This window comes from Methylorubrum extorquens, assembly GCF_024169925.1.
GTDB lineage: Bacteria > Pseudomonadota > Alphaproteobacteria > Rhizobiales > Beijerinckiaceae > Methylobacterium > Methylobacterium extorquens_A.
This window is the reverse complement of record NZ_JALJXF010000001.1, coordinates 1,509,206-1,534,963: the sequence shown is the minus strand read 5'-3', so window position 1 is coordinate 1,534,963 and position 25,758 is coordinate 1,509,206. Positions and strand designations below refer to the sequence as shown.

General features: G+C 65.1%; 22 protein-coding genes, 1 tRNA gene and 2 pseudogenes. 16 read left to right on the top strand and 9 right to left on the bottom strand.

All coding sequences use genetic code 11. The features are described from left to right. The first annotated feature begins 47 nt into the window (after positions 1 to 47). Complete coding sequence (locus tag J2W78_RS07350) at positions 48 to 2,129, top strand: site-specific DNA-methyltransferase (protein ID WP_253369324.1); 2,082 nt, start codon at positions 48 to 50, stop codon at positions 2,127 to 2,129. A 2-nt stretch (positions 2,130 to 2,131) separates the two neighbouring features. Continuing rightward, positions 2,132 to 4,726: a DEAD/DEAH box helicase gene (locus J2W78_RS07345; RefSeq protein ID WP_253369322.1), complete on the top strand. Its 2,595-nt coding sequence runs from the start codon at positions 2,132 to 2,134 to the stop codon at positions 4,724 to 4,726. Between the two features lie 70 nt (positions 4,727 to 4,796). Here J2W78_RS07345 and J2W78_RS07340 read toward each other — a convergent pair whose 3' ends face one another. Both J2W78_RS07340 and J2W78_RS07335 read right to left on the bottom strand, forming a co-directional pair. Then, positions 4,797 to 5,876, bottom strand: coding sequence for an IS630 family transposase (locus J2W78_RS07340; protein WP_253368020.1), 1,080 nt, complete (start codon positions 5,874 to 5,876; stop codon positions 4,797 to 4,799). Between the two features lie 345 nt (positions 5,877 to 6,221). Continuing rightward, positions 6,222 to 6,356, bottom strand: a pseudogene (locus tag J2W78_RS07335) (transposase); the annotation flags it as partial. A 756-nt stretch (positions 6,357 to 7,112) separates the two neighbouring features. On the opposite strand from J2W78_RS07335, the gene J2W78_RS07330 reads away from it, so the two are divergent. Beyond that, complete coding sequence (locus J2W78_RS07330) at positions 7,113 to 7,775, top strand: ankyrin repeat domain-containing protein (RefSeq protein WP_253369320.1); 663 nt, start codon at positions 7,113 to 7,115, stop codon at positions 7,773 to 7,775. 51 nt (positions 7,776 to 7,826) lie between these two features. Next, complete coding sequence (locus J2W78_RS07325; protein WP_253369318.1) at positions 7,827 to 8,000, top strand: hypothetical protein; 174 nt, start codon at positions 7,827 to 7,829, stop codon at positions 7,998 to 8,000. Positions 8,001 to 8,121: 121 nt separating this feature from the next. On the opposite strand, the gene J2W78_RS07320 is transcribed toward J2W78_RS07325, so the two are convergent. Beyond that, entirely contained in the window at positions 8,122 to 9,084 is a 963-nt protein-coding gene (locus tag J2W78_RS07320; protein ID WP_253369316.1) for a LysR substrate-binding domain-containing protein, read from the bottom strand. A 173-nt stretch (positions 9,085 to 9,257) separates the two neighbouring features. Between J2W78_RS07320 and J2W78_RS07315 the strand changes: the two genes are divergently transcribed. Both J2W78_RS07315 and J2W78_RS07310 read left to right on the top strand, forming a co-directional pair. Then, positions 9,258 to 9,506, top strand: coding sequence for a hypothetical protein (locus tag J2W78_RS07315; RefSeq protein ID WP_253369314.1), 249 nt, complete (start codon positions 9,258 to 9,260; stop codon positions 9,504 to 9,506). 45 nt (positions 9,507 to 9,551) lie between these two features. Next, complete coding sequence (locus J2W78_RS07310; RefSeq protein ID WP_253369312.1) at positions 9,552 to 10,304, top strand: sulfite exporter TauE/SafE family protein; 753 nt, start codon at positions 9,552 to 9,554, stop codon at positions 10,302 to 10,304. Positions 10,305 to 10,367: 63 nt separating this feature from the next. Here the strand turns inward: J2W78_RS07310 and J2W78_RS07305 are convergent, their stop codons facing one another. Both J2W78_RS07305 and J2W78_RS07300 read right to left on the bottom strand, forming a co-directional pair. After that, positions 10,368 to 11,264: an AprI/Inh family metalloprotease inhibitor gene (locus J2W78_RS07305; RefSeq protein ID WP_253369310.1), complete on the bottom strand. Its 897-nt coding sequence runs from the start codon at positions 11,262 to 11,264 to the stop codon at positions 10,368 to 10,370. Further along, positions 11,261 to 12,235, bottom strand: a complete 975-nt coding sequence (locus J2W78_RS07300; RefSeq protein WP_253369309.1) for a 2-hydroxyacid dehydrogenase — start codon at positions 12,233 to 12,235, stop codon at positions 11,261 to 11,263. Before J2W78_RS07300 ends, J2W78_RS07305 begins: the two co-directional genes overlap by 4 nt. A gap of 274 nt (positions 12,236 to 12,509) precedes the next feature. Between J2W78_RS07300 and leuC the strand changes: the two genes are divergently transcribed. Continuing rightward, positions 12,510 to 13,919, top strand: a complete 1,410-nt coding sequence (gene leuC, locus J2W78_RS07295) for a 3-isopropylmalate dehydratase large subunit (protein WP_253369307.1) — start codon at positions 12,510 to 12,512, stop codon at positions 13,917 to 13,919. Positions 13,920 to 14,071: 152 nt separating this feature from the next. Then, positions 14,072 to 14,156: transfer RNA gene (locus J2W78_RS07290), tRNA-Leu, on the top strand. Positions 14,157 to 14,304: 148 nt separating this feature from the next. Here the strand turns inward: J2W78_RS07290 and J2W78_RS07285 are convergent. Then, positions 14,305 to 14,547 (bottom strand): hypothetical protein, encoded by a 243-nt coding sequence (locus J2W78_RS07285; RefSeq protein ID WP_253369305.1) that lies wholly within the window; start codon positions 14,545 to 14,547, stop codon positions 14,305 to 14,307. A 139-nt stretch (positions 14,548 to 14,686) separates the two neighbouring features. Here J2W78_RS07285 and J2W78_RS07280 point away from each other — a divergent pair. Together J2W78_RS07280 and J2W78_RS07275 are read left to right on the top strand one after the other, a co-directional pair. Beyond that, a pseudogene (locus tag J2W78_RS07280) lies at positions 14,687 to 14,836 on the top strand (SDR family oxidoreductase); the annotation flags it as partial. A gap of 275 nt (positions 14,837 to 15,111) precedes the next feature. Then, a complete protein-coding gene (locus J2W78_RS07275) occupies positions 15,112 to 16,395 on the top strand; it encodes a methyl-accepting chemotaxis protein (RefSeq protein ID WP_253369303.1) in 1,284 nt (427 codons plus the stop codon). Positions 16,396 to 16,715: 320 nt separating this feature from the next. Here J2W78_RS07275 and J2W78_RS07270 read toward each other — a convergent pair whose 3' ends face one another. Beyond that, positions 16,716 to 18,434 carry a bifunctional protein-serine/threonine kinase/phosphatase gene (locus tag J2W78_RS07270; RefSeq protein WP_253369301.1) on the bottom strand — a complete coding sequence of 573 codons (1,719 nt, stop codon included), beginning with the start codon at positions 18,432 to 18,434 and terminating at the stop codon, positions 16,716 to 16,718. Positions 18,435 to 18,500: 66 nt separating this feature from the next. After that, entirely contained in the window at positions 18,501 to 19,337 is an 837-nt protein-coding gene (locus tag J2W78_RS07265) for a formate/nitrite transporter family protein (RefSeq protein WP_253369299.1), read from the bottom strand. Between the two features lie 474 nt (positions 19,338 to 19,811). Between J2W78_RS07265 and J2W78_RS07260 the strand changes: the two genes are divergently transcribed. Further along, positions 19,812 to 21,296: a DUF2252 domain-containing protein gene (locus J2W78_RS07260; protein WP_253369297.1), complete on the top strand. Its 1,485-nt coding sequence runs from the start codon at positions 19,812 to 19,814 to the stop codon at positions 21,294 to 21,296. A 283-nt stretch (positions 21,297 to 21,579) separates the two neighbouring features. Here J2W78_RS07260 and J2W78_RS07255 read toward each other — a convergent pair whose 3' ends face one another. Next, on the bottom strand, positions 21,580 to 22,008 hold the full coding sequence (locus J2W78_RS07255) for a DUF3597 domain-containing protein (RefSeq protein WP_253369295.1): 429 nt from the start codon (positions 22,006 to 22,008) through the stop codon (positions 21,580 to 21,582). Positions 22,009 to 22,232: 224 nt separating this feature from the next. Here J2W78_RS07255 and J2W78_RS07250 point away from each other — a divergent pair, with 224 nt between their 5' ends. The 5 genes from J2W78_RS07250 (at position 22,233) to J2W78_RS07230 (ending at position 25,591) form a co-directional block, all read left to right on the top strand. Continuing rightward, complete coding sequence (locus J2W78_RS07250; protein ID WP_253369294.1) at positions 22,233 to 23,258, top strand: ABC transporter substrate-binding protein; 1,026 nt, start codon at positions 22,233 to 22,235, stop codon at positions 23,256 to 23,258. Between the two features lie 19 nt (positions 23,259 to 23,277). Next, positions 23,278 to 24,030 carry an ABC transporter permease gene (locus J2W78_RS07245; RefSeq protein ID WP_253369292.1) on the top strand — a complete coding sequence of 251 codons (753 nt, stop codon included), beginning with the start codon at positions 23,278 to 23,280 and terminating at the stop codon, positions 24,028 to 24,030. Beyond that, positions 24,027 to 24,788, top strand: coding sequence for an ABC transporter ATP-binding protein (locus tag J2W78_RS07240; protein ID WP_253369290.1), 762 nt, complete (start codon positions 24,027 to 24,029; stop codon positions 24,786 to 24,788). The genes J2W78_RS07245 and J2W78_RS07240 overlap by 4 nt, the downstream gene beginning before the upstream one ends. A gap of 87 nt (positions 24,789 to 24,875) precedes the next feature. Beyond that, complete coding sequence (locus J2W78_RS07235; protein WP_253369289.1) at positions 24,876 to 25,310, top strand: tellurite resistance TerB family protein; 435 nt, start codon at positions 24,876 to 24,878, stop codon at positions 25,308 to 25,310. An 89-nt stretch (positions 25,311 to 25,399) separates the two neighbouring features. Beyond that, a complete protein-coding gene (locus J2W78_RS07230; RefSeq protein WP_012255472.1) occupies positions 25,400 to 25,591 on the top strand; it encodes a hypothetical protein in 192 nt (63 codons plus the stop codon). Positions 25,592 to 25,758: the final 167 nt, after the last annotated feature.

The window sequence follows — 25,758 nt, the reverse complement described above, 5'->3', positions numbered from 1 at the left end:
GGCGTCGATCATTGTCTCGCCTAACGAACTTGATCCAGCGGGCAAAAGTGCTGGACTCGAACCTCGGTACCGAACTCGAGCAGGAGTTCAAGGCCATTGCGTCCCGTCGCGCTTTCGGCCTGAACTTCGAACGCCACCAGCCAGAAACGGTCGAGTTGTCTGGTCGTGCGATACGGAAGGGAAGCAAGGTTCGCATCCTGCCGGAGCGCGGAACACTGGCCGCTGGCGCGGCCGCCCTTTGGCGCGTGCAGGGAATAGAAGGCGTGGGTACCGACCGAGAGGGGGTGCTTACGCCGCTCGATACTCCAAGTGCACCGGCGGTAAGATCCTCAATTAGAGACTTAGTTGCTGTCGCTGAGTTCAGAGATAGCATATACCCTGGGCTTGTAAGCACTGGCAGCTCAGGTCAAGGTGGGGATAAGCCGTGTCACGTAGTTATAAATGGCGAAAACTATCACGCACTCCAAGCATTGCTGTTTACTCACCGGGCCTGCGTTGATGTAATTTATATCGATCCACCCTATAATTCCGGTGCACAGGACTGGAAGTATAACAATAACTATGTAGAGAAAGACGACCTCTACCGCCACTCTAAATGGCTTGCCATGATGGAGAGGCGCCTTTTACTCGCCGCAGATCTGCTGAAACCCGACAATAGCGTCATGATCGTCGCGATCGATGATAAGGAGGTGGCGCGCCTTTCGTTGTTGCTCGAGCAGGTCTTCCCACAGGCAAGGATCGAGATGATCACCTCCGTGATCAATCCTCGTGGTAAGTACCGCCAAGGCGAGTTCGGACGTTGTGAGGAATACTTGTTTTTTGTAGCTTTCGGTCAAGCGCGAGTCTTGGGTGAGCCCGACGAAGACTTTGGAACGGGTGCGCATGTGGCCTGGAGGACCCTCCGCCGAAGCGATCTGAGTTCACGGCGCGGAACTCCAAAAGGGGGAACAGGCCAGTTTTTTCCGATTTATGTGGACGCGTCAGGCGCGATACGGGCGATTGGTGACGCTCTGCCGCACTCTGTTCCGAGAAGTGCAGTGCCCGGTCAACCTGGTTGCACAACTGTGTTTCCCATGCGCGATGACGGTACCGAAATGAATTGGGGCCTAACCGCGCCTTCACTCAAAGGGCTAATTGCGAAGGGATATGTACGGGTGGGCCGGCATACGCCTAGCAAAGCTCAGCCCTACGAGATTTCCTATCTGACTTCTGGTCGAATAGAAGACATTGAATCTGGGCGAGCACAAGTTGTGGGCGCCAACCCAGATGGAAGCGTGATCGCTCGATATGTAACTCACAAAGTGAAGATGCCGACCTCGACATGGCTGAGGCAATCGCACAATGCTGAGATCTACGGAACCGATTTATTGAAGGCCTTGATAGGGGAGCGGAATTTTCCATTTCCCAAAAGCTTGCACGCTGTTGAAGACTGCCTGCGGTTGTATATAGCAGATAAGCCGAACGCAGTCGTTCTCGACTTCTTTAGTGGGTCGGGAACAACTGCTCATGCGGTGATGCGACTCAATAGACAGGATGGTGGACGTAGGCAAAGTATTTCCGTCACGAATAACGAAGTAGGTCCCGCAGAGAATGCGGCGCTCCGGATGGCTGGTCATCGACCGGGTGACCCCGAGTGGGAGGCGCAAGGAATATGCGAGCTCATCACAAAACCCCGCATCCGGGCTGCGATAGAAGGAAAGCGCCCCGACGGTTCGCTCCTGGAGGGCGAATACAAGGCCAACGATAGCTTCCCAATGGCGGATGGCTTCCAAGAGAACGCGGAGTTCTTTACTTTGACCTACGAGACAGAGGTCACGGTGAAACATGATCTCGCCTTTGAGCGCATCGCGCCGTTGCTGTGGATGCGAGCCGGCAGCCAAGGGCGGCGAATTGATGCTATTCCAACGTGCGGGTGGGATGTTGCCGAAACATACGCGATCTTATCCGACTTAGACCAAGCTTCAATATTCTATAAGGCAATCGCGGGCAGCGGTATACGAATATGCTTCATCGTCACTGACGATGATGGACTATTTCAGTCTGTCGCGGGACGCCTGCCGGCAGGTGTCGAACCTGTTCGTCTATATGAAGCTTATCTTTCCAACTTTCGTATGTCTGCTGGTCGGTAGATATGAAATTCACCCTCAAAGACTATCAGGACGATGCGGTTCGGGACGTCCTCCACAATCTACGCAAAGCCGCCCAGCGCTGGCGTGAGGATGGTGAGCGAAGCGCATTCTCTCTGACTGCGACAACCGGCGCGGGAAAGACCGTGATGGCCGCGGCAGTTTTCGAAGCCTTGTTCTTTGGGGACGAAGCGCTGGGATTCGAGCCTGACGCTGGCGCTGTCGTGATTTGGCTTAGCGATGATCCGTCCCTCAATGAGCAATCTCGCTTCCGTCTGCGCGAGGCATCAGATCGAATTCCGATCTCTAGCTTGGTTACCATTCAAAATACCCTCAATCGAGACAAGCTCGAAGCACGGAAGGTGTATTTTTTAAATACACAGAAGCTCGGTAGATCGAGTCTTTTAGTGCGGGGCGCCGACGACAGTATTGTGGGCGGAAGTCTTGGCGTTCGGCAGGGAATCATGCCAGATCTGCGCTCTTTCACCATTTGGGACATAATTCAGAACACAATCGACGATCCAAGTCTCACTTTGTATTTGGTCCTTGATGAAGCCCATCGAGGAATGAAGGCGTCGGGCCGGCCTTCGCCCGACGAACGTCCAACGATTGTCAAAAGACTGATTAACGGTGCGGGCTCAACAGTTGGTGTCCCCGTCGTTTGGGGGATTTCAGCTACGGTAGAGCGCTTCAACGCTGCTATAGCCGACATGAAGGATCGCTCTACTCTCCCAAACGTAGTGGTCGACAGTCTAAAAGTTCAGGCTTCTGGACTCCTGAAGGATACCATCATTCTTGATGTTCCGAAGGAGGCCGGTCAGTACGATACAGTTCTCGTGCGGCGAGGCACAGAGAAGCTGAAGGCGATTTCGGAAGCTTGGGACCGTTATGCATATGAGCAAAGGCTGGCGAATCCGGTTGTCCCGCTCATGGTACTGCAAGTTCCGAATACACCAGATCACGTAGAGATCGGCGCAGCTATTAATGTAATATATCAAAACTGGCCGGGTTTACCAGATGACGCAATAGCTCACGTTTTTGGTGATCACACACCGCAGTCTTTCGGTCCGTTCACTGTTCCCTATATATCTCCGGAACGCGTTCAAGAGTCTGCGTGGGTGCGCGTGCTAATCGCAAAGGATGCGATAAGCACTGGTTGGGATTGTCCGCGGGCCGAGGTCATGGTGTCCTTCAGACCAGCTAAGGACAAGACACATATTACGCAGCTCCTTGGGCGTATGGTTAGGACACCCCTAGCTCGGCGTATACCTGGCAATGAGCGGCTGAATTCAGTCGACTGTCTTCTTCCGTTCTTCGACGCGCGTTCAGTGAAGGAGGTGGCCGCAGCTCTGATGTCAGCCGTGGATAGCGGCGAAGACCTTCCCGAGCGGCGCGTTCTCATCAATCCAAGAGAAATGAAGCCGAATCGAGCTATCGCTTCGGCAGTCTGGGACAAGCTTCAGTCGCTTCCGTCGCAGTCGCTGCCGCGACGCCAAGCTCGCCCCGTTAAGCGGCTCTTGTTACTTGCTCACGAGCTTGCATCGGACGGTCTGCTGCTTGGTGCTGGTAAGCTGGCGAGCGCTGAGATGCACAAATCACTTGACGCTGCCAATATTCGTTACAGAGATCAAATTGCTGTCGCCAAAGACAGTGTCCTTACGGTAGAAGGAAAGAGCCTTCGAGCTGAATTGCACTCGAGCCGGATGTCATTCCATGACTTTATAGAAGCCTCCGACGCGGCAGTCATCGAGGCTGCCTACCGGAAATCGGCAAGGATTATAGGTGCGGATCTCGCGAAGACCTATAGCGAGCACTTGGCACTCACGATCGGTGATGGTGAAATTGACGAGGACTCTTTGCTGGAGGCGCATGCTGCGGTCGCGGCCTTGGGATTGGTGCCGGAGGTAGTCCAATATCTCGAGGAGGAAGCTGATAAGCAGGCTAGTGCTTGGCTAGCAGCTTATCGCATCCGGATCAAAGACTTGGGTGATGATCGTCAAGACGCTTACCGGCTCATTCGGGAAATGAGTCCGACTCCGATGGACGTTGATATTGCAAAGCCGAAGCTATGGATGCAGCCAACTGTAACGCGTGACGTTGATGGATCAGAAGCGGAGCTTCCACGGCACAAGAAGCATCTGATGTGCGACGAGGACGGCCTTTTCCCTGAACAACTAAACGCATGGGAGACGGAAGTCCTCAATATGGAGCTGAAGCGCGAGAGGACCGTGGCTTGGTACCGCAATCCTCCTCGTGCGAGCCAAGACTCTCTAGGCGTGATCTACGAGGACGATGGCTCTCTGAAAATTACTCGGCCCGACTTTGTATTTTTCTCGGAAAGTCCTGACGGTGAGATCGTCGCGGACATCGTTGACCCACACAGCATTCACCTAAGCGATGCCGCATCTAAACTGCGCGGTATGGCGAAGTACGCTCAGCGTCACCAGGAATCCTACCGGCGCGTCGACGCAATCGCTAAGGTTGGCGATAGGTACCGGGTTCTTGATCTGACTGAGCAATCGGTGAGGGCAGCTGTCCACAGCGCGGTCTCGGTCCAGGCGCTCTACGAAAGCGCGGCGGCTTCTGACTACCTTCCTTAGCCAACGCAGTGCAGCGGTTCTAAATTAATCGTAAAAAGGATTAGAACATCGCCGGCCTCCTGCGCGCGTTCTAGTGGTGCGAGTCTAACACTTGGTGCCCGCGCCTTGCGGCCTGGATGATGCGATCCGGGTCGGCGGTCCAGGTGAAGGGCTTGGGGTCGCCGTTGCTCTCGGCGATGAAGCGTTTGATGGCCGCCTGTACCTCGATCAGCGATCCGAACACGCCGCGTCGCAGGCGGCGTTTTGCGAGCTTGGCGAAGAAGCCCTCAACGGCGTTGAGCCACGAGGCTGAGGTCGGGGTGAAATGGAAGGTCCAGCGTGGGTGGCGATCGAGCCAGGCGCGGACCTTCGGGTGCTTGTGAACGGCATAGTTGTCCAGGATCGCGTGGACGATCTTGCCCGCCGGAACCGCCGCCTCGACCGCGTTGAGGAAACGGATGAACTCCTGATGCCGGTGGCGCTGCATGCAGCGGCCAATCACCTTGCCCTCCAGGATGTCCAGAGCGGCAAACAGGGTCGTCGTGCCGTGGCGCTTGTAGTCGTGGGTGCGCGTCGTCGGCTGGCCCGGCTTCATCGGCAACGGGGCCTGCGTGCGGGCGAGCGCTTGGATCTGGCTCTTCTCGTCGACCGAAAGCACGACGGCATGGGCGGGCGGATCGACGTAGAGCCCGACGACGTCACGCAATTTGGCAGCGAAGGCCGGGTCGGTAGAGAGCTTGAACTGCCGGACCCGGTGTGGCTGTAGGCCGTGCCTCCGCCAGATCCGCTGCACCGACGAAATGCTTATGGCTGTGACCTTGCTCATGGCGGCGGCCGTCCAATGCGTGGTCTCGCCGGGCGGATCTTCCTGCGTCAGAGCCACAACACGCGCCGCCACCTCCGGCCCCAGCGGCGGGATGCGCGCCGGCCGCGTCTTGTCTCGCAGGAGCCCTTCGACGCCCTCCTGCGCGAAGCGGTCCTGCCAGCGCCAGACCGCCGTCTTGGACACGGCCGCCTCACGCATGATCGCGTGCGTCCCGATCCCATCGGCGCTCAGCAGCACGATGCGAGCGCGCCAAACGTGCTTCTGCGGAGTGTTTCGATCCGCGACCAGGGCCTCTAGCCGAAGGCGATCCGAGGCGGAGAGCGTGAAAGAGATGTCACTGCGCATCCCACGAGACTCGCAGGACGGACTTCAAACCGGAACCCCGGACGGACTCAACCGTCAGGGCTGAACCACTAGGATGCCGAAAGTCAGGCTGGCATTCCTATAAAAATCGTAGCCGCGGTAGTGATCCGCCTAAGGGTATGGCCTGCTGGCCAGTGAGGATCCCCCGGATTTTGGTCCGGCCGAGAGGTGAGCTTCCGGTTCTGTGACAGGTTGGTTGGCGAAGGCGTGGTGCGGGAAAGCAATTTGTACCTCTTGAGCGACGACGGTGACCGCTAGGTCCAAAGGGACGGCCTGCAGAATTGTTGCCTCGCCCAGAGCAGCGAGCCTCCCGCAGCTTCTCGCTAGTGCCCGACTGCGAAGCCGCCAGATGATTCCGTTCAGGACCCGCCGGTCGTCCACGCGCTCATTGCCGCGCACGCCCGTCGGCAACAGGGGCTCGATCACCGCCCACTCCGCATCCATCAGGTCAAACCGCGCCATCCAGACCCCTCCTGCTCAGAGGGCTAACGAGGCCGCGGCTCAACCGTGCCAGCCATTATGGGTTCGCGGCCTAGACCGGCAGCGGGCGCCGCACTGCATCTTGCGCCATGCCGGAACAAGCAAGAACTCCGGCTCAAGCTCGCCGTGTTGATCGCGGCGGGCGAGTTCGGATCGGGCGATGCGACCGCGTTTCCATGGTGGTGTCTGCGGTGCTCACCGCCGACAACGAAACTTCATCGTTCTAGCAGGAGCAAGAAGCTTGAGCCTAATAGGCGGTGCGGGGGAAATCGATGGCGAGCTCGCTGCAGGCTCGCGGCGGGAGGATAACCAGTGCGCCGCGGGCTAGATGGCGCGACCGATCCCCTTGCTGCTGCTCCACCCTGCTGCTACACATCCTGTGACGGCAGCGAGGCTAAGCGTCTGCAGAAGCTTATGTTTTCTTGCGTCGGTCTGATGGATCCGTATCCAGGTCCCCCAGCCATTTAAGCTCCTGAGTCATCCAGCTTATCAACCTTCTCATGCAGTCTCTCTGCGTGGTGATCCTGTCGCTACGATCCGCTGCTGCAAAGCCTGTCCGATGGACGGCGAAGGAGCAGGGTGTCGGCCTATGGGGCCGAACGATTTAGGTCGCTCGCGCGGATGTCCTGGTCGTCGCAGGCGGCGCTAGGGACGTCTCGGTTGTGACCTTCCGAAGCGGAGCAATTGCGTGTTCCTACTCAATCGGCACGAAGACAACCTCTGACGAGGGGAAGCCGCATGTCGTTGGTCTGGGACGGCGTGACAACCGATGGTGTGCTGAACGCGGGGAGTGCAGCCGAACGGCATCGGCTGGCGGATGCGGCCAAGGCCTATGACTGGGCGACGGTGCTGACTCTGCTGCGCGACCACCCCGAACTCGTGAATACGACGCGGCCCGGTGGTCTCTCACTGTTCGCGCCCCTCCACCAGGCCGCACATGGGAACGCGCCACCGAGTATCCTTGAGGAACTGATCCGGTTACGGGCCTGGCGGATGCTCCAGAACGCGCGCGGTGAGCGGCCCGTCGATGTCGCAGAGCGTTGCGGCCACGCGCGCGCCGTCGAGATCCTGCGTCCAATCCTGCTCCGCCGCGTGCCGACGGGTGTCCTTGCGACAATCCAGACACATTTCCACGCCGTAATCCGTGGCCGGGCCGACGACCTCGTTCGCAAGTCCGGCCTCCGCCTTCCGGAACTGGGACCGCTGCTTGAGCTTCAGGGCGACGAACCGATCTGGTTTGCTGTGCCCGGCATGTATGGCGGTTTTGCCTATCGCCTCCTTTCGGACGGCGTAGAGGCCGTGCTCGTTGCGGAGAGTTGGTGCCGCATCGTCGGCGGCTCCGGGCAGCGACATGAGATCACCTCGACGGGAAGTCGTTTGGTCGAGGAAGGCTTCGTCTAGCGAGGCATCGGGGCCTGCCGAAAAGCGCCCAGGTTCCGCGAAGCCGAGTGAGTGCGCCAATCTCTCGTCGGCTTCCTCCCCGTTCGAGGCGGCTTGGAAATTCACGCGGCTGGCCTCTACTTCGAGGATCTGTCGAACCAGATCATCCGGAACGATGCCGTCGCACGCCTGCTGACCTCCCCGAACGTCATCGTGACCGGACATCAAGCCTTCTTCGCAGCGTGAGGCGCCGGCGGCGATTGCGGCGACCATCATCGCGAATCTGTCCTGCTTCGAGAAGCAGGGCGTTCCGCGGTATCCCGTATCGGTCGAGTGCTTCGCCTGATTGCGGCTGCTGACGCGTCGATCACCGATGTCCGGCAGGGCTCTGCCCTGGACCCGCGAAAGGACTTGTCCTGTCGGAGCCGGTATCGTCGGTCGCGCCGAGATGCGCGACCAAGTGCTCGGCGAGTTGGCGGGCGTGCGGCGGGAGCGCTGCGAAACTGCGGGCGCAGAGCCTGAGGCGGCGTACGGTCCAGGGCTCGTCGATCGGGATCGCGCGGATCGCCAGCGTTTCGGCCGCGCGCCGCGCTGCCGCTTCGGGCACGATCGCCACGCCGACGCCGCGCTCGACCATGCGGCAGACCGCATCGAGCCCGTTCAGGCGCACCCGGAGCTTGAACGGACGGCCGGCGCGGGCGGCGTGGGTCGCCAGATGCGCCTGCAGCGCCCGGCCATGGCTGAGGCCGACCAGAGGCTCGTCCAGCACCTCCCGGAACGCGACGCCGCTCCGCTGGGCCAGGGCATGGCCCGCCGGTACGGCGAGCACGATCCGGTCGAGATGGAGCGGCCGGGTTTCGAGTGCGCCAAGATCGGTCGTATCAGCAACGATGCCGATATCGGCAAGCCCGCCGGCCAGGGCATCGACGGTCTCGCGGCTTGTGCGCTCCTCGAGATCGATGTCAACGCTGGGATGGGCCGCAAGGAAGCCGGACAGCGCATCAGGCAGGAAGGCGGCGACCGCTGCGGTGATCGACAGCAGTCTCACATGGCCGCGAAGGCCCCGTGCGTACTGGCCGAGTTCGCCACGCATCTGTTCGAGCTGGCCGAGCACGAGCCGGGCGTGATGCACCACGGCGAGGCCCGCGGGTGTCGGCCGTACCCCGCGGGCATGGCGCTCCAGCAGCGGCACGCCGCCATCCGACTCCATGCCGCGGATGCGCTCGCTCGCCGAGGCGAGCGCCAGCCCGGCCCGCTCGGCGCCACGGGTGATGCTCTCCGCCTCGACGACATGAAGGAACAGACGCAGGTCGGTCAGATCGAAGCGCATGGAGCATCGTCCCGAAAGGCGGCCGCTGGTTTTCGGAAGAAGACGATGCAGAAACAAAAAGCCAGAGCATCGTCGGCGAGGCTGCATCCCGCGGCAAGGGCTTCGGCTCAGCCGAAGGCTGATACGGGCCAGTTCCGCATTGTCGCGCGCCGTCGCGCTGCGAAAATCGGCTCATGGCACGTGACGCACAGACGACGACCCGCTGGGGCAACGCCCGGCTCGAAACGGCGGCCCTTCTCCTCGCGGGGTTCACCGCGCTGGTTGCCATAGCTCGCTCCGATGCCGGCCCGCGTACCTGCACCGCCATGCCGCCGGTCGCGGTCGCCCGGCCCAAGCCTGCCGCCGCGCCGCTCTCCGCGAAGGAGACTGAGGCGGAGGCCGCGCGGCAGGCGGTCCTGCGCGACATGCAACTCCACGACTGACCCTGATTGCCGCTTTTACCCCCCTCCCCCGATCAGAACGTGCTCATGACGTTTTCCATGGACCTCCTCCCCCTCGCCGTGGGGGCGTCGGCTTTCCTGCTTGCGGGCTTTGTCAAGGGCATGGTCGGGCTCGGCCTGCCGCCCGTCGCCATGGGCCTGCTGAGCCTCGTCATGGCGCCGGTCCAGGCCGCGGCCCTGCTCGTCGTGCCGGCCTTCGTCACCAATGTCTGGCAGCTCGCCGCGGGCCCCCGCTTCGGCACGCTGCTGCGCCGGCTTTGGCCGATGCTGGCGGCGAGCGTCGTTGGCACCCTGGTCGCGGCGGGGATCCTTCACGGGAATTACGGCGCGGAAGCCACGGTCTTCCTTGGCCTCGCTTTGATCGCCTACGCCGTGATCGGTCTTGCCGCCCTGCGGCTCCACGTTCCGCCGGGCATGGAGCGCTGGCTCGGGCCAATCGTCGGCGCGGCGACGGGCTTGGTGACGGCGGCCACCGCCGTCTCCTCGTTCCCCTCCGCGCCCTATCTCGGGGCGCTGGGCCTGTCCAAGGACGACCTGATCCAGGCGCTGGGGCTCTCCTTCACCGTCTCCACTGTCGCACTCGCCATCGCTCTGGCCGGGGGCGGCGCCCTCTCGCTCAGCGTTGCGGGCACCTCCCTCATCGCCCTCGTCCCGGCCCTGCTCGGGATGGCGCTCGGCGGCTGGGTGCGGGGGCGCGTCAGCGAGCGGGTGTTCCGCCGCTGCTTCTTCGTCGGATTGCTGGGCCTCGGGCTCCACCTCGCCCTGCGGCCGCTGTTCTGAGCGGCGCGACCAAGAGCATCGTCTTTACCCCGAAAGCCGGCGCCCACCTTTCGGGACGATGCCCTACGGTTCGACCTTCCGGAGCACGAGGGGCACGCCGATCTCGGGGTCGCGGCGCCAGCGTCCCTCCCCGGTCGCCACGAGGCTCACCGCGTGGCCGCGTCGCGCCTTCAGCGTCAGATGACCGTTGGCGAAGCGCCAGCTCACAGGATCGAACACCGTGATCCCGCTGTCGCGGCAATCCGGAAGCACCCGCACGGGGGCGGTGTCCTTGCCGGCCTCGAGGGGCAGCGCGAATTCGAGGCGGCAGACATCCTTCTGCTCGGCACGATCGAGGGCGTAGAGGCCCGGAGCCGGGCCCTCCGCCGGCTTCTCCGGCACGGCGGCCGAGGCGGGCGCGTCGCTCCCCAGCGCATTCGCCGCAGGCGTGACGGTGGCCGCGCCGGGGGCGGGCGGCAGCATCGCCGCGATCTGCAGCGGCACGAGGTTGTAGCGCTCGCCGTTCTCGGCGGTGGCCCCGAGGCTCATCCCGTCCGGGTTCTTGGCGAAGGCCAGCACCGGCCGCAGGTTCCGATCCACGAGGCGCAGGCCCTCGCCCGTGAACAGCCAGCCGCCGATGCCGGCCATGAGCGGCAGAGCCCGGCGGCAGCCGGCGGGAAAGCGCGCCGCGCGCCCGCTCGGGCCGGTCTCCATGGCCAGCGTCAGCACGCAGCGCCGCCGCCCGCCCTCCAGGGACAGATCCCAGGTGCCTGCCGCTCCTGCCAGGGTCTCGGGCAGGGTCGCGAGCCCGGCGGGTGCGCCGGCTCCTCCCTCGGCCGGCATGACCGGGGGCGCGGGCTCCGCGGCGGGTGGGCTCTCCTGCGCCCGGGCCGCACTCGGCGGCAGGGCGGCCAGTGCGGCGACCAACGCTGCGATCAAAACGCCTGCCCGTGCCATGCGCGTCATCGTCGGGCCCCTCATCGCTGGCCCTTCCAGGGCGTTTCCGGCACGGGCGTCACCGGCCCCTTGCCATCGAACCACGAAAACAGGTTGTCGATGAGCAGTCGGCCCATCGCCGCACGGGTGTGGTGCGAGCCCGAGCCGACATGCGGCAGCAGCACGGTTCGATCGAGATCGATCAGCGCCTGCGGCACTTGCGGCTCGTTCGCGAACACATCGAGCCCCGCCCCGAGGATCGTTCCCGCTTGCAGCGCGGCGATCAGCGCCGCCTCGTCGATGACGCTGCCGCGGGCGATGTTGACGACGATGCCGTCAGGCCCGAGCGCGGCCAGCACCCCGGCATCGACGATCCCGTTCGTGTCGAGGCCCCCGGGGGCGGCGACGATCAGCGTGTCGACCGCCTGCGCCAGCCCGAGCAGGCTGCCGTGATAGGTATAGGCGACATCCGCCTGCGGCGTGCGCCCGTGATAGGCGATCCGCACGCCGAACCCTTCGAGCCGCTGGGCGATCGCCCGCCCGATCCGCCCGAGCCCGAGGATGCCGACCCGGCGCCCCCGCAGGCTCGTGGTGAGCGGGAAGCTGCCCTCCCGCCAGCGCCCGGCGCGCAGGTAGCGGTCGGCCTGCGGGATCTGGCGAAGGGTGGCGAGCAGGAGGCCCAGCGCGAGATCGGCCACCTCGTCGGAGAGCACGTCCGGCGTGTGCGTGACGACGATGCCGCGGCGATGCGCCTCGACTGCATCGATCGTGTCGTAACCGACGCCGAAGCTCGCCACGATCTCGAGCTGCGGCAGCCGGTCGAACAGCCCCGCATCGATCGGGCACATGGCACCCGCCGCGAGCCCCCGGATGCGTGGCCCCACCGCGTCGAGGAAGGCCTCGCGGTCGGGCGCCTCCTCCAGGCGGTGCAGGCGGAAACGCTCGGCGAGCCGTTCGGCCACATCGGGGCGGGTCTGCCGGATCAGGAGGATGTCGGGCGTCTCGGCTGGTGGCACCGGCTTACGGACTCCCAGAGGTCGGCAAAGAAGAAATCAACAAAGGAGTGGCCGGGAGTATCGCTGCGGCGCGTGCCGGTCCAGCCGGTGGGGCGAGTGGGCCGCAAAAGTGTCATGCGCGCCGCATGTGCGCGGCCACCCTTCCGAAATCGCCCGAGGAGCATTACACAAGAGGTCTTCCGGATACTCCCCACGATCCGGCCGCATGGTTTCCCGCGGCCCGGTCGAGGCGTTTTCCGCGATGGAGCCTTCAACCCGTCAGAATAGCTGCACCATGACCGCGCCGCGCACCCTCTACGACAAGATCTGGGACGACCACGTCGTCGATGTCGAGCCGGATGGCTCCGCCCTCCTCTACATCGACCGTCACCTCGTGCACGAGGTGACGAGCCCCCAGGCGTTCGAGGGGCTTCGCGTCGCCGGTCGCGGGGTGCGCGCGCCGCACAAGACACTGGCGGTGGTCGATCACAACGTCCAGACCTCGGACCGCTCCAAGGGCATTGAGGATCCCGAGAGCCGCACGCAGCTCGAGGCGCTCGCCGAGAACGTGCGCGACTTCGGCATCGAGTTCTACGACGCCCTCGACCAGCGCCAGGGCATCGTCCACATCATCGGGCCGGAGCAGGGCTTCACCCTGCCGGGCCAGACGATCGTGTGCGGCGATTCCCACACCTCGACCCACGGCGCCTTCGGGGCGCTCGCCCACGGCATCGGCACCTCGGAGGTCGAGCACGTCCTCGCCACGCAGACGCTGATCCAGCGCAAGGCCAAGAACATGCGGGTGACGGTCGACGGCACCCTGCCGCGGGGCGTCAGCGCCAAGGACATCGTGCTCGCCATCATCGGCGAGATCGGTACCGCCGGCGGCACCGGCCACGTCATCGAATATGCCGGCGAGGCGATCCGCGCCCTCTCGATGGAGGGCCGGATGACGATCTGCAACATGTCGATCGAGGGCGGCGCGCGCGCCGGCATGGTCGCCCCCGACGAGACCACCTACGCCTACGTCAACGGCCGTCCGAAGGCGCCGAAGGGCGCGGCGTTCGACGCCGCCCGCCGCTACTGGGAGAGCCTGGCCACCGACGAGGGCGCGCATTTCGACCGCGAGATTCGTCTCGACGCCGCGAACCTCCCCCCGCTGGTCTCCTGGGGCACTTCGCCCGAGGACATCGTCTCGATTCTCGGCACGGTGCCCGATCCGGCCCAGATCGCGGATGAGAACAAGCGCCAGTCCAAGGAGAAGGCGCTGGCCTATATGGGCCTGACGCCGGGCACGCGGATGACCGACGTCACCCTCGACCGGGTGTTCATCGGTTCCTGCACCAACGGCCGCATCGAGGATCTGCGGATCGTCGCCAAGATGGTCGAGGGTCGCAAGGTGCATGACGGCGTCTCGGCGATGGTTGTGCCGGGCTCCGGCCTCGTAAAGGCGCAGGCCGAAGCCGAGGGGATCGACCGCATCCTCAAGGATGCCGGCTTCGACTGGCGCGAGCCCGGCTGCTCGATGTGCCTTGGCATGAACCCGGACAAACTGCGGCCGGGCGAGCGCTGTGCCTCGACTTCGAACCGCAACTTCGAGGGCCGCCAGGGCCCGCGCGGGCGCACCCACCTCGTCTCCCCGGCGATGGCGGCGGCGGCGGCGGTGGCGGGCCGCTTCGTCGACATCCGCGAGTGGCGCGGCTGAGCCGCGCCCCGACGCGCGGCACGGGCGTGTTGCCCCCGCGCCGCGCGAATCCCCCCGCTTCAGGATTTTTGACCGGCGGCAGCGAAACAGCGATTGACGCCTTCGCCGCCGCCCCCTAAACGAACCCCATCGCCGACCGGCAACGGTCCGGCGCCCAGGTGGCGGAATTGGTAGACGCGCTGGTTTCAGGTACCAGTCTTGCAAGAGGTGAAGGTTCGAGTCCTTTCCTGGGCACCATTCGATCTCCAAGTTGTTGAGGTCCCTGGTCTTCTAAATTTTGATCCCGTACCTTGTCGAAGGGTGCGGGATTTTTTCTTGCCTGACGGGCGAGCTTCGCCCGGTTGGCAGTGCGCGTGTAGATCGCGCTTTCCCGGCTTCCATCGGCTCATCCAAACAGCGCGTTGAGCTGCGCTTCCGTGGCTCCGTCCTCGGCCGTGCGGCGAGCTCCGGCCTTGCGAAGACCATGCGCTGATCCGGGGCAGCCGGCTGTACGGCAGACCTTGCCGAACCACGTGCCGAACGACTCCTTGGTGAAGGGCCTGTCGCGCTCAGTTGCGATGAAGGTCAATTCACCCGTCGGCGCCGCAGCGATCGATGCAGCCAGCGCCGGCAGGATCGGCGCGGCCACCACACCATGCCTGTCTTCTCCGTCCGGATTGTGAGGTTGCCACCACGGACGTGCGGGCGCCCGAGGCGCACGGCATCGCCGCAGCGCAGGCCGGTGTAGAGCAAGAGGTCGAAGGCGAGGCGCTGATGGGTTCCGAGGGGACGCGGCGCTGGCCTCCCTCGTCCGTCACAACCCCCAGGGCCGCCTCGTCCCGCCCGACGAGGTCGCCGGTGCAGTGGCTTGGCTCTGCGGTCACTCGGCCGCCGCCATGACAGGTCAGACCATCACGGTGGCGGGCGGAGGGCTTTGATCCGTCTTCGCGGGGGATCTGCACGCGGTAGGAGTGGACCCCATTTGCCGGGCTTGAATCGCTATGGGTTTCCCGGAAGGCTATTCGGCTCGGATCGGGCGGCCAAGGCTTGTACCTCGGCCTGAGCGGAGTAGCGCGCTTCGACCTCAGCGGGACCAAGCATCCAGCAAGCGAGAATGCATAAATGACAGATACAAGCACGTCACCGTGCAATTATTTGTTAATTCCATTTGTCTTATTAAGAAATTTATCGGCACATTAAGGATGTGGCATCCATGAAATTTGGCGGCAGAAAAGTTAAGAAATTTTCAAGCGATCTGCTTGGATACGACTTCGCTTCGTCCGCCATGAAGGCTCTTCCGATGCCTGTTTTCATGGTCGATCTCGAAAAGGATCAGAACAACATCTTCTTCGCGAACGATGCTTTCGTGAAAGCGATGGGGGTTACATCCGCCGATGCGCTCATCGGTCGGCATGTTTCCTCGCTCTTCCACCTGGAGCAGCCGAACGGGCGCAAGAAGATGGACGTCGTCACGGAAGTCGTGGCCGGGCTGCAGGCAAAAGGATGGCATAAAGCGGCGGTGGAATTCATCAGGGAAGACGGAATTTCCTTCGGCGTCGACATCCATGTCTTCGTGATCGTCCACGAAGGAACCGCCTACAGCATCGCCCAGGCGGACGACATCGGCCAAGTTCTCGCCGCAGCCGAGCGGCGCCGGGAGCTGTCAGCCCTCGCCGACAACTTCCAGAGCAACGTCGGGAAGATCGCCCAGGATATCGCCACGTCGACGGAACTCCTCAGCGACGGAGCCGCGATTATGGCGCACTCGATCGAATCGACATCGAGCCTGTCGGCCACGGCGGCCGGTTCGGCGATCGAAGTGCGGGACAATGTCATGGTGGTGGCCTCCGCCACGGAGGAACTCGGTGCGTCGATCGTGGAAATCGCCCGACAGGTCGAGGGCTCCACGTCCATGACGAGCGCGGCGGTTCTGGAAGCGGCACAAACCGTGGCGCTCGTCGACGAGCTCAAGGCCGCCACCCTCCGCATCGGCGACATGGTGAGTATGATCTCGACGATCGCCAGCCAGACCAACCTCTTGGCCCTGAACGCGACGATCGAGGCTGCCCGCGCGGGCGAGGCCGGACGCGGCTTTGCGGTGGTCGCCTCGGAGGTGAAGGCCCTGGCGAGCCAGACGGCCAGAGCTACCGAGAACATCACCACGCAGATCGGCAGCATCCAGGCTGTGACCGGTGACACCGTGGCGGCGATCCAGAACATTTCGAAGCGGATTCAGGCCATCGCGGATGTGGCGACTTCCATAGCCGCCGCCGTCGAGCAGCAGGGCGCGGCGACCAACGACATCGCCGGGAACATTTCCAAGGCGGCGTCGAACACGAGCAGCGTCAGTGCGAGCATCGGTAGCGTAGCGACCGGGGCGGTCCAGAGCGAAACGACCGTGTCGCAAGTCATCGGATCGGTATCCGAGTTATCCAAGCGGTCCGCGAAGCTCACTTCCGAAGTCACTCGATTCCTCGATCTCGTCAGAGCAGCCTGAGGGACTCCCAGCCCGACTTCGGCCAATTGTCTCGCTGAGGAACGCGCTGAGTTGGCCTGCTGCCGGTTTGGTGGACACCTTCCTAAGCCCATTGGACTCGGTTCTCGAACTCGACAGGGCTGATGTAGCCCGAGGTCGAGTGGCGCCGCGCCGGGTTGTGGAAGCGTTCGATGTCATCGAACACGTCCGCGCGCGCCTGGCTCGGCGGCACCTACGACCCCGAGTTGAGACGGGGCAGTGTCCCGGGTCTCTTCATTCGAGGCCCTGCCCTGGACCTGTGAAAGAACTTGTCCTCTCGAAACCTGACTCCACGTTCGCGTTCAGGTGCGCGACCACGTCGCCAGCAGGGCGAGGAGCGCGAGCGCGAGCCCCAGCGAGACGAGCTTCCAGAACAGGACCGGATTGCGCTCCAGCAAAGCCGACCGGCGCATTCCGGCGAGCGAAGGGTTGGGGTGGCGCAGGTCGTAGGTGAAGGCCGAGAGCGCCTCGTAGCGCAGCGCCGGGTTCGGGTGGACGGCCTTGCGCAGGGCGCCGTCGACCCAGACCGGTAGGCCCGGCCGTACGGCCGAGAGCGGGACGTAGCGCAGGCGCCGCGCCCGCGCCTCGGTCGATGCCCGCGCGGCCGCCGCGCCGTAGGGCAGCTGGCCGGTCAGCATCTGGTAGGCGATGATCCCGAGGGAGAACACGTCCGCCGCTTGCGTGCCGGGATGGCCGGCGAGGTATTCGGGCGCGCTGTACTGCTGGGTGCCGAGCACCGGTTCCTCGGGGGCGAGCTCGGCCACGCCCGCCACGCGCGTCGCGCCGAAATCGATGATCCGCGCGGTGCCGGCGGCATCGATCAGGACGTTCTGAGGCCGCAGATCCTGATGCACCATCTCGCGCCGGTGGAAGGCCTGCAGGCCCCGCGCGATCTGCTCGACGAGACCGCGCACGATCTCCAGGTCCGGTGCAGGATTGTCGCGCATCCACTGTGCCAGCGTGCGCCCCTCGACATACTCCATCGCCGTGTAGAGGTGGCTGCGCCGCCGCGCCTGCGGCTGGGCCTTCAGCACGTGGGGGTTGTCGATGCGCCGGGCGATCCACTCTTCCATGACGAGCCGGCGCAGCTGCGCAGGGTCGTCGCGCGCGTCCGTCGAGGGCAGCTTGAGGGCGACGGGCTCGCCGGTCTCTGAATCCCGTGCGAGGTAGACGTGGCTGCGGTGGCTCGCGTGGAGCGTGCGCAGCACCCGGTAGCCGTCGAAGTCTGTCGGTGGATCGAGCAGGGGCGCGGGCGCCAGATCTGCGACGCGGCCCGTAAGATCGGCCGGTCCGTCCTCAGGTGCTGCCTCGATGCGCACGATCTGTGCGGTGAGATTGTCGGCACTGCCGGCTTCGTAGGCATGTCTGACGATTTTCTGGGCAGCAATGTCGAGATCGGCAGCATGCTGTGCGATCAGGCCGGCGATCGTCTCTGGATCGACATGCTCGTGCACGCCGTCGGTCGTCAGGAGGAAGACGTCGCCGGGCTCGGTCGGCACACTGGCATGGTCGATCTCCACGCGTGCGCCCGCGCCCAGCGCCCGGCCGAGATACGATTCCTCCGCCGACAGGACGAGGCGGTGATCCTCGGTCAATTGCTCCAAGGAGCGGCCCGCAACCCGGCAGATCCGCCCGTCGCCGACATGGAAGAAGTGGGCGGTGCGGCCCTTGAGGATGAGAGCGCTGAAGGTGGTGACGTAGCCCCGGTCGGGCTCGTGCCGGCTGCGCCGCGTCTCGGCGTACAGCCAGGAATTGGCCGCCGCGATCACGCGCTGCGCCGCGCTCTTCACCGACCACGTGTCGGGGGTGTCGTAGTAGTCGGTGAGGAAGCTCTTGACCGCGGTCTCGCTGGCGACGTGGCTGACCGCGCTGCTGCCGATCCCGTCCGCGATGGCGATGGCCGCGCCCTTGAGCCCCAGAGCCGGCTGCCCGGGGACCAGCGCCCCATGAAAATCCTGGTTGGAGGGTTTGCGGCCCGCCTCGCTGTGCTGGCCGAGCGTGAGCTTCAGGTCGTTCGTCATGGGGACGGCCGCGCGCGAGGGGACCCGTGCCCTTGCGGCGCGGGTCCCCGTCGGGTCAAGCGCGGATCAGGCGGCGAGGCGGCGCGCCTCGCCCTGGACGGCGCGCTTCGGCGCGGTGCGGACGTGGGTGGTGTAGAGGGTGAGCCCCGTGAAGGCGAGGCCGCCGACGAGGTTGCCCAGCACGGTCGGGATCTCGTTCCAGAAGAAGTAATCCCCGATCGAGAAGTTGCCACCCATCATCAGGCCGAACGGGAACAGGAACATGTTCACGACCGAATGCTCGAAGGTCATGTAGAAGAACACCATGATGGGCATCCACATGGCGATGACCTTGCCGCTTACCGTGGTCGAGATCATCGCGCCGACGACGCCGGTCGAGACCATCCAGTTGCACAGCATGCCGCGAATGAAGATCGTGAACCAGCCGCCGACGCCGTGAGCTGCATAGCCGAGGGTGCGGCGCTCGCCGACATGGGCGATGAACTCGCCGACCTTGTCGGCCGGCGCGGTGAACCCGAAGGTGAACACGAAGGCCATCATGAAGGCCACGGTGAGCGCGCCCAGGAAGTTGCCGAGGAAGACGAGGCCCCAGTTGCGCAGCACCCCGCCCCAGGTCACGCCCGGACGTCCGTCGAGGAGCGCCAGCGGGGCGAGCACGAAGACGCCGGTCAGAAGATCGAAGCCCAGCAGGTAGAGCATGCAGAAGCCGACCGGGAACAGGGCGGCGCCGAGGATCGGGATTCCGGTCTGCTGGGTGATGGTGACGGCGAAGACCGCGGCAAGCGCCAGGATCGCGCCCGCCATGTAGGCGCGGATCACGGTGTCGCGGGTCGCCATGAAGATCTTGGATTCTCCGGCATCGACCATCTTGGTCACGAATTCGGAGGGCGCGAGGTAAGCCATACCGGTTTCCTTGTGGCGGCCGGAAGATGCTGGGGTTCGACGAGTGACCCTGCCCGGATCTTCGGGCGCCTCCGGTCCGACGTGTTGTCTGACCCGCCGGCGCGAGCCTTGCCCGCACCGGTCGGCCGCGCCTCCGCAAGATCCGCGCCCGTTGAAGCGGCACGACCGCGCCGCGCGGCCCCCTTGCCGACAACACGGTTCGGGCGGCGCCCCGCCGACGGCCGCGTTTTCCGCTGCTCGATATCGGGCATCCTGCCGCTCGGCGCCGGTCCGCCGAGCCGGAGCCCACTCGTCCGCCATCAATCCCCGATGGAGGGGCATACGCGCGCGATTGCCCGGCCGAGGGCTGCTGAGATTTTTTGAGGCGGATGCAGGAGGAGGCGGTCCGTTCGGTCGTGTTGCGGGGCGACGGCTTGAAGCCGTAAGCGGAGTGACCGCGGCTCATCGCGGACGCACCTGACGACGGAACGCACGATGGATCACGACGTCACGGCACCAGGATCGGGCGAGCAGGCCGCGATCATCGAGGCTGCTGAAGAGGTCGTTCTGGAGCCGCTGGCCGACTTCCCGCACATCGACCTGCGCACCGGAGTCGAGCCGTGGGACAAGCGTCGAGCCGCGGGCAAGACGCTGCGACGCGACCTTCCCCACGCCGATCATGCCATCCTGAGCGCCGACGCGGATCGACCCGACCCGGTCTCGCTCATCGAAGGGGCGCATGCCGGCCGGCAGGAACACCTCATCCCGCTGCGGGTCGCCCGCATGGCCTCCTCGCCGTTCGCCTTCTTGCGCGGGGCGGCGCAGGTCATGGCCTGGGATCTGGCTCAGGGACCGCGCGGTGCGATCGATGTCGTGATGAACGGTGACGCCCACATCTCGAACTTCGGCTTGTTCGGCTCGCCGCAGGGCGAGGTCGTGCTGGATCTCAACGATTTCGATGAGGTCACGGTCGGACCGTGGGAATGGGATCTGAAACGGCTGTGCGCGAGTATCGAGGTCGCGGCGCGGGACGCCGCCGTGCCCGTGGCCGAACGGCGTCAGGCGGTGCAAAGCGCCGCCGCGGGCTACCAGCACACCATGGACGATCTTGCTCCGCGTGGATCGCTGGACGTCTGGCAGCAGGCCGCGCGCGCCGATGATCTCGATTTCATCGGCATCGAGATCGATGCCCAGTCGCAGGCTGTGGTGCACCGAGCTGTCGAGAAGGCCAGACGCAAGAACAACAAGAGCCTGCTCGATCGGGTCGGCGAGCGGCGCACGGATGGTGGCTGGCGCTTCCGCGAGGAGCCGCCGATCCTCACCCGCGTCGATGAGGCGACACGCCAGAGCATCACGGCCGGCCTGGAACGCTACGCCGAGACGCTGCCGCGCGAGCGGCGGTTCATGCTGAGCCGCTACCACGTCGTCGATGTCGCACACCGGGTGGTCGGCGTCGGCAGCGTCGGAACCCGGGCCTATGTCGCCTTGCTGTGCGGAAATTCGGACCAGGACGCGCTCTTCCTCCAAGTCAAGGAGGCGGTGCGACCGGCGAGCACACCGTATCTTCGCGGCATGCCCGAGCCCTACGCCAGCCACGAGGGCGAGCGCGTGATCTACGGACAACGTCTGCTGCAAGCCGTGGGGGACCCGCTGCTCGGCTGGACCAGCATCGATGGCCGCCCGTTCTATGTGCGTCAGATGAAGAACATGAAGGGCGATATTCCGCTCAATCGTATGGCGGGTCGCTCGCTGATGTACTTCTCGCACGCGTACGGTGCGCTGCTGGCGAAGGCGCATGCCCGCACCGGGGATGCGGCGGCGATCGCGGGCTACTTCGGTCACGATGGGCGCGCCGACCTGCGTGAAGCCTTCGCCGATTGGGCGCAAGCCTACGGTGACCGCAATGCCGCGGATTACGCGCTGTTCCGCGCCGCGATAGCCGAGGGTCGCCTTACGGCAGCGGATGATCCGCACCTGTGACGGAGGAGACCGGCCGAAGATACCGATGCTTTGGCCAGATACCGGACCGCAAACCGTCTTCATGTTGCCGCCGCGGCGGGGGGCTCGCGCACCGGATTTCCTGCGCCGCGCCTGTACCTCTTTGCCCTCTCCTTCCCCGCTCTCAGACCAAATCCGCTTGATCCCTTCGGGATGGCGGATTTGGGCTTCGGCGGGTACCCACCGCGCTGGCGCGTGGGTACCCTCCTCAAGCGCCGCGCGGGCTTGCCGATACGGTCCCCGCTTGGATCAAGCGGAAACCGTATCAGTCCTTGAGGTCGGCCGGGACCTTGCCGCCGTTCTCTTCGAGCTTCTTGATGACCTGCTTGTGCAGCCAAACGTTCATCGAGGCCGAGTCGTTCTTGTCGCCGGTGTAGTGCAGCTCGTCGGCGAGCTGCTGGCGGGCGTGCAGGCTCGAATCGAGGTCGAGCAGCTTCATCAGATCGACGATCGAGCTGCGCCAGTTCAGCTTCTGCGAGTTCTTCGCGGCGAGGTCGTTGAGCACGGCCTCGACATCGACCGGTCCGCCCGACGACGTTCCGCCGCTGGTGGGCGTGGAGGCCGGGGCGCTGCCGCCGCCGGAAGACGGCTGGGCCTGCGTCTCGGAGGGCTTGGCGGACGACTCGCCGGCCTTCGCCTCCGACGAGCCGAACGGGTTAAGGATCTTGCTGACGATGCTTCCGAGGAGGCTCATGGCGTTGGGTATCCTGTCGTCTGTCCCACGGCGTGGATGCCGCTTTCGGCTGGGTAAACAGCAGGAAGAACAGGGCCGTTCCGTCGCAGGCCGGCAAAGCTTCTTCGTGCGGCCTGCCGCTTTCCGGTGTCGCCGAGGCTGGGAGCGCGCCCGGACGCGCGATTGGAAGATGGCGTCCTCTGTGCCATGGGGAACGCCGTTCGGCTCGCCTGGAACCCGTATCGATGCGCAATCTGTTCAAGGCCTTCGCCCTGGCCGCGGGGCTTCTCGCCCTTCCCGTAGCCTTCGCCGTGCCACTCGCTGCCCAGGCCGTGCCCGTGCGCATCGGCGTCATTCCGGTGATCGGTGCCGCGCCGGTCTTCGTCGCCAATGGCGAGGGATGGCTCAAGGAGGCCGGGCTGGCGCCTGCCTTCACGACCTTCGAGTCGGGCCCCAACATGATCCAGGCGCTGGCCTCCGGCACCATCGACGTCTACGTCGCCGGCATCGCGCCGCTCGCGGTCGCCCGGACCAAGGGCATCGACGTGCGGGTCGTGGCCGCCACCGCCATCGAGGAGATGGTGTTCGTGGCAGCGCCCAAGCTCGCGCCCTACTTCGCGTCGGCTCCGAGCAAGGCCGAGGCCTTCAAGCAGTTCAAGGCCAAGGAGGGCCGCCCCGCCCGTCTCGCCACGCAGCCGCCGGGCTCCGTGCCGAACACCACCCTCCAGCACTGGCTCTGGCAGGTGGCAAAGGCCGACAAGACCGATGTCGAGATCGTTTCCATGGGCATCGACGCGACCCAGCAGGCGCTGCTGGCCGGCGCCGTCGATGGTGCTTCGATTCGCGAGCCTGCGCTCACCATCGTCCAGGGCCGCAACCCGAAGATCACGTTGATCGCTACCGGCGGGGAGATGTTCCCCGACCAGCCGGGCACGGTGGTCGCCGTCTACGGCAAGTTCGCCGATGCCAATCCGAAGGCGGTCGAGGGCCTCGTCTCGGCGCTGGTCAAGGCGACCGACCTCTTGAAGACCGATCCGGCGCGCGCCGCCCCCCCGGTCGAGGCGGCGCTCGGCAAGGGCATCACGGATGTGGCCACGATCCGGAAGGCGCTCTCCTCGCCGGCCGCGAAGTTCGTCGCCGACCCGCGCACGATCATCGAGGCGACGAAGACGATGCAGGCCTATCAGGTCTCGATCGGCACTCTCGACCGGGAGGCGCCCATCGACGGCCTGTTCGACGCCAAGCCGTTCGACGCGGTCAAGAAGCCCTGATTTTCTCGATCCCGACGCCATGACCTCGTTCCGCTCGGCCGCCCTGGCAGTCGTCGGGCTCGCCGCCTTCCTCGCCCTGTGGGAGGCCGCACCCCGGCTCGACCTTATCAACCCGGCCTTCCTGCCGCCGCCCTCCTCCATCCCGGCGGCCTTCGCTCGGGAGATCTCCAATGGCGCCTGGCCGACAGCGGTCGTCGAGAGCCTGAGCCACTACATGGTCGGGCTCGGCGCGGGCGCGCTCGCGGGCGTCGCCCTCGGATTGGCCACGGGCATGTTCGCCTGGTTCGACAGCTTGACCGCGGGGATCGTGCGGTTGTTGCGGCCCATTCCCGGTCTCGCTTGGGTGCCCTTCGCCATCATCTGGTTCGGCGTCCAACCCTCGGCGGCTGTGTTCATCATCGCCATCGGCGTGTTCTGGATCGTGTTCTTTGCCACCCAAGGCGCGGTGCGCGGCGTCGACCGTGACCTGATCGAGGTGGCCCAGGCCTTCGGCTTTCGCGGGCCGCTCGCGCGGCTCACCAAGATCCTCCTGCCCGCCGCCACGCCGGGTATCCTCGTCGGCCTGCGTACGGCGCTGGGTCAGGCCTGGATGGCGGTGGTCGCTGCCGAGATCTTCGGGGTGCCCGGCATCGGCGCACGGATGATGCAGGCCTCCTCGCTCCTCTCCACCGACATCGTCGTGGTCTACATGCTCACCATGGCCGGGCTGTACGGCCTGTTCGATACCGGCTTCGTCGCCTTGCAGGGCTGGTTGCTGCGGTGGCGCGCATGAGTGGCCCCATCATCGACATCCGGGGCTTGAGCCTCGCCTATGAGCGCGACGGACGGCGCACCGAGATCCTGTCGGCCCTCGATCTCGCGGTGCCGCGCGGGCAGTTCCTCGTCATCGTCGGCGAGTCGGGCGTCGGCAAATCGACGCTCCTGCGCGTGCTGATCGATCTGGCCAAACCCAGCGGCGGTACGGTCCATCTCGGCACCGATCCCCAGAAGACCCGAACGCCGATGGCGCTGGTGTTCCAGGACGCGCGGCTGCTGCCCTGGCGGCGGGTGATCGACAACGTCGCCTTCGGCCTGGAGCGGCACGGCCTGTCGAAGCTCGCGCGCCGCGAGCGGGCGGAAGCGATGCTCAAGCTCGTCGGGCTGTCCGACCTCGCCGGCCGCTGGCCGCACCAGCTCTCCGGCGGGCAGCGCCAGCGCATCGCCATCGCCCGCGCACTCGCGGTCGAGCCCGAGGTGCTGTTGATGGACGAGCCGTTCTCGGCGCTGGACAGCTTCACCCGCGAGGGCCTTCAGGACGAGATCCAGCGCATCAAGGCGCAGACGGGCAAGACGGTGCTGTTCGTGACCCACGACATCGACGAGGCGGTCTACCTCGCCGACCGGGTCGTGGTGTTGGCCGGCAGCCCCGGCCGGATCGCGGCGGACGTCACCCTCGCTCTGCCCCGGCCGCGCCAGCGGCGGGACGCGGCCCTGATCGAGGCGGCGCGCCACCTGCGGGCGGAACTGTCGCGGCGCTCGGCGGAACTGTGAGGGATCCGTCAAGCTTGCTATCTTGACGGTTCGCTGCCTGCGTTGGAACCATCGGGCGGCCGCGCAGGGCGCCTCGGGGAGTGCAAGATGGGGTTTTTTCAGGACGCCCTCGTCCGTTTCAACCGGGTGGTGATGTCCTACGCCGGCGATTCCGTTTTCATGCAGGCGGCGGTGTCCGCTGCGGCCAACGTGATCGTCGCCGACGGCGACACCGATGACGAGGAGATCGAGGCGGCCCTCGTCAGCATGCGGGCCAACCCGATCCTTCAGAAATCCTACGACACGCTGACCCTGGAACAGGCGCTGTTCGAAGCGCTCGCCCGCGCGGAGCTGCGTGCCGGGCGCCTGGAGAACAGCCAGCATGCGGCGGCCATCGCCGACCGTCCCCTGGAGCAGCGCCAACACGTGTTCCTGATCGCGGCGGATGTGGCCGACAAGGGCGGGATCACCGAGAGTGAGCACGCGGTGCTCGACGATTTGGCCCGGGCGCTCGACGTGGACAAGGCGGCGTTGCTCGGCTGAAGGCGACGCGCTGAATCGCCCTGCTCAAACAACCCCTTCTCTCGGACGGCACCGAGCCTATACTTCACGGCTCGGACAGGAGCGCGGCCATGTACAAGGTAACCGGCACGGACCCCGCCGGCCGCACGCTGGCCTTCGCCTGCGGCACGGATGAGCAGGCGCTGGAGAAGACCTGGGAGCTGGCCGGCCGCGGCTTTCGCAACATCTCCGTTGCCGACCCGAAGGGACGCGAGATGAGCGCCATCGCCTTCGAGCGCTCACTCGATTTCGACTACGATTGAGCTGGCTCGAAGGCTGGTCTGTCTTCCGCACCGAGCGCTTTGACACGACGAGTTGCCCAACCCCCTCCTCATCCTGAGGTGCCGAAGTGCAGCGGAGGCCTTGAAAGATCTTCCAGGGATCGCGCGGGAACTGGAGGATCCTTCGAGGCCGCTCTGCAGCACCTCAA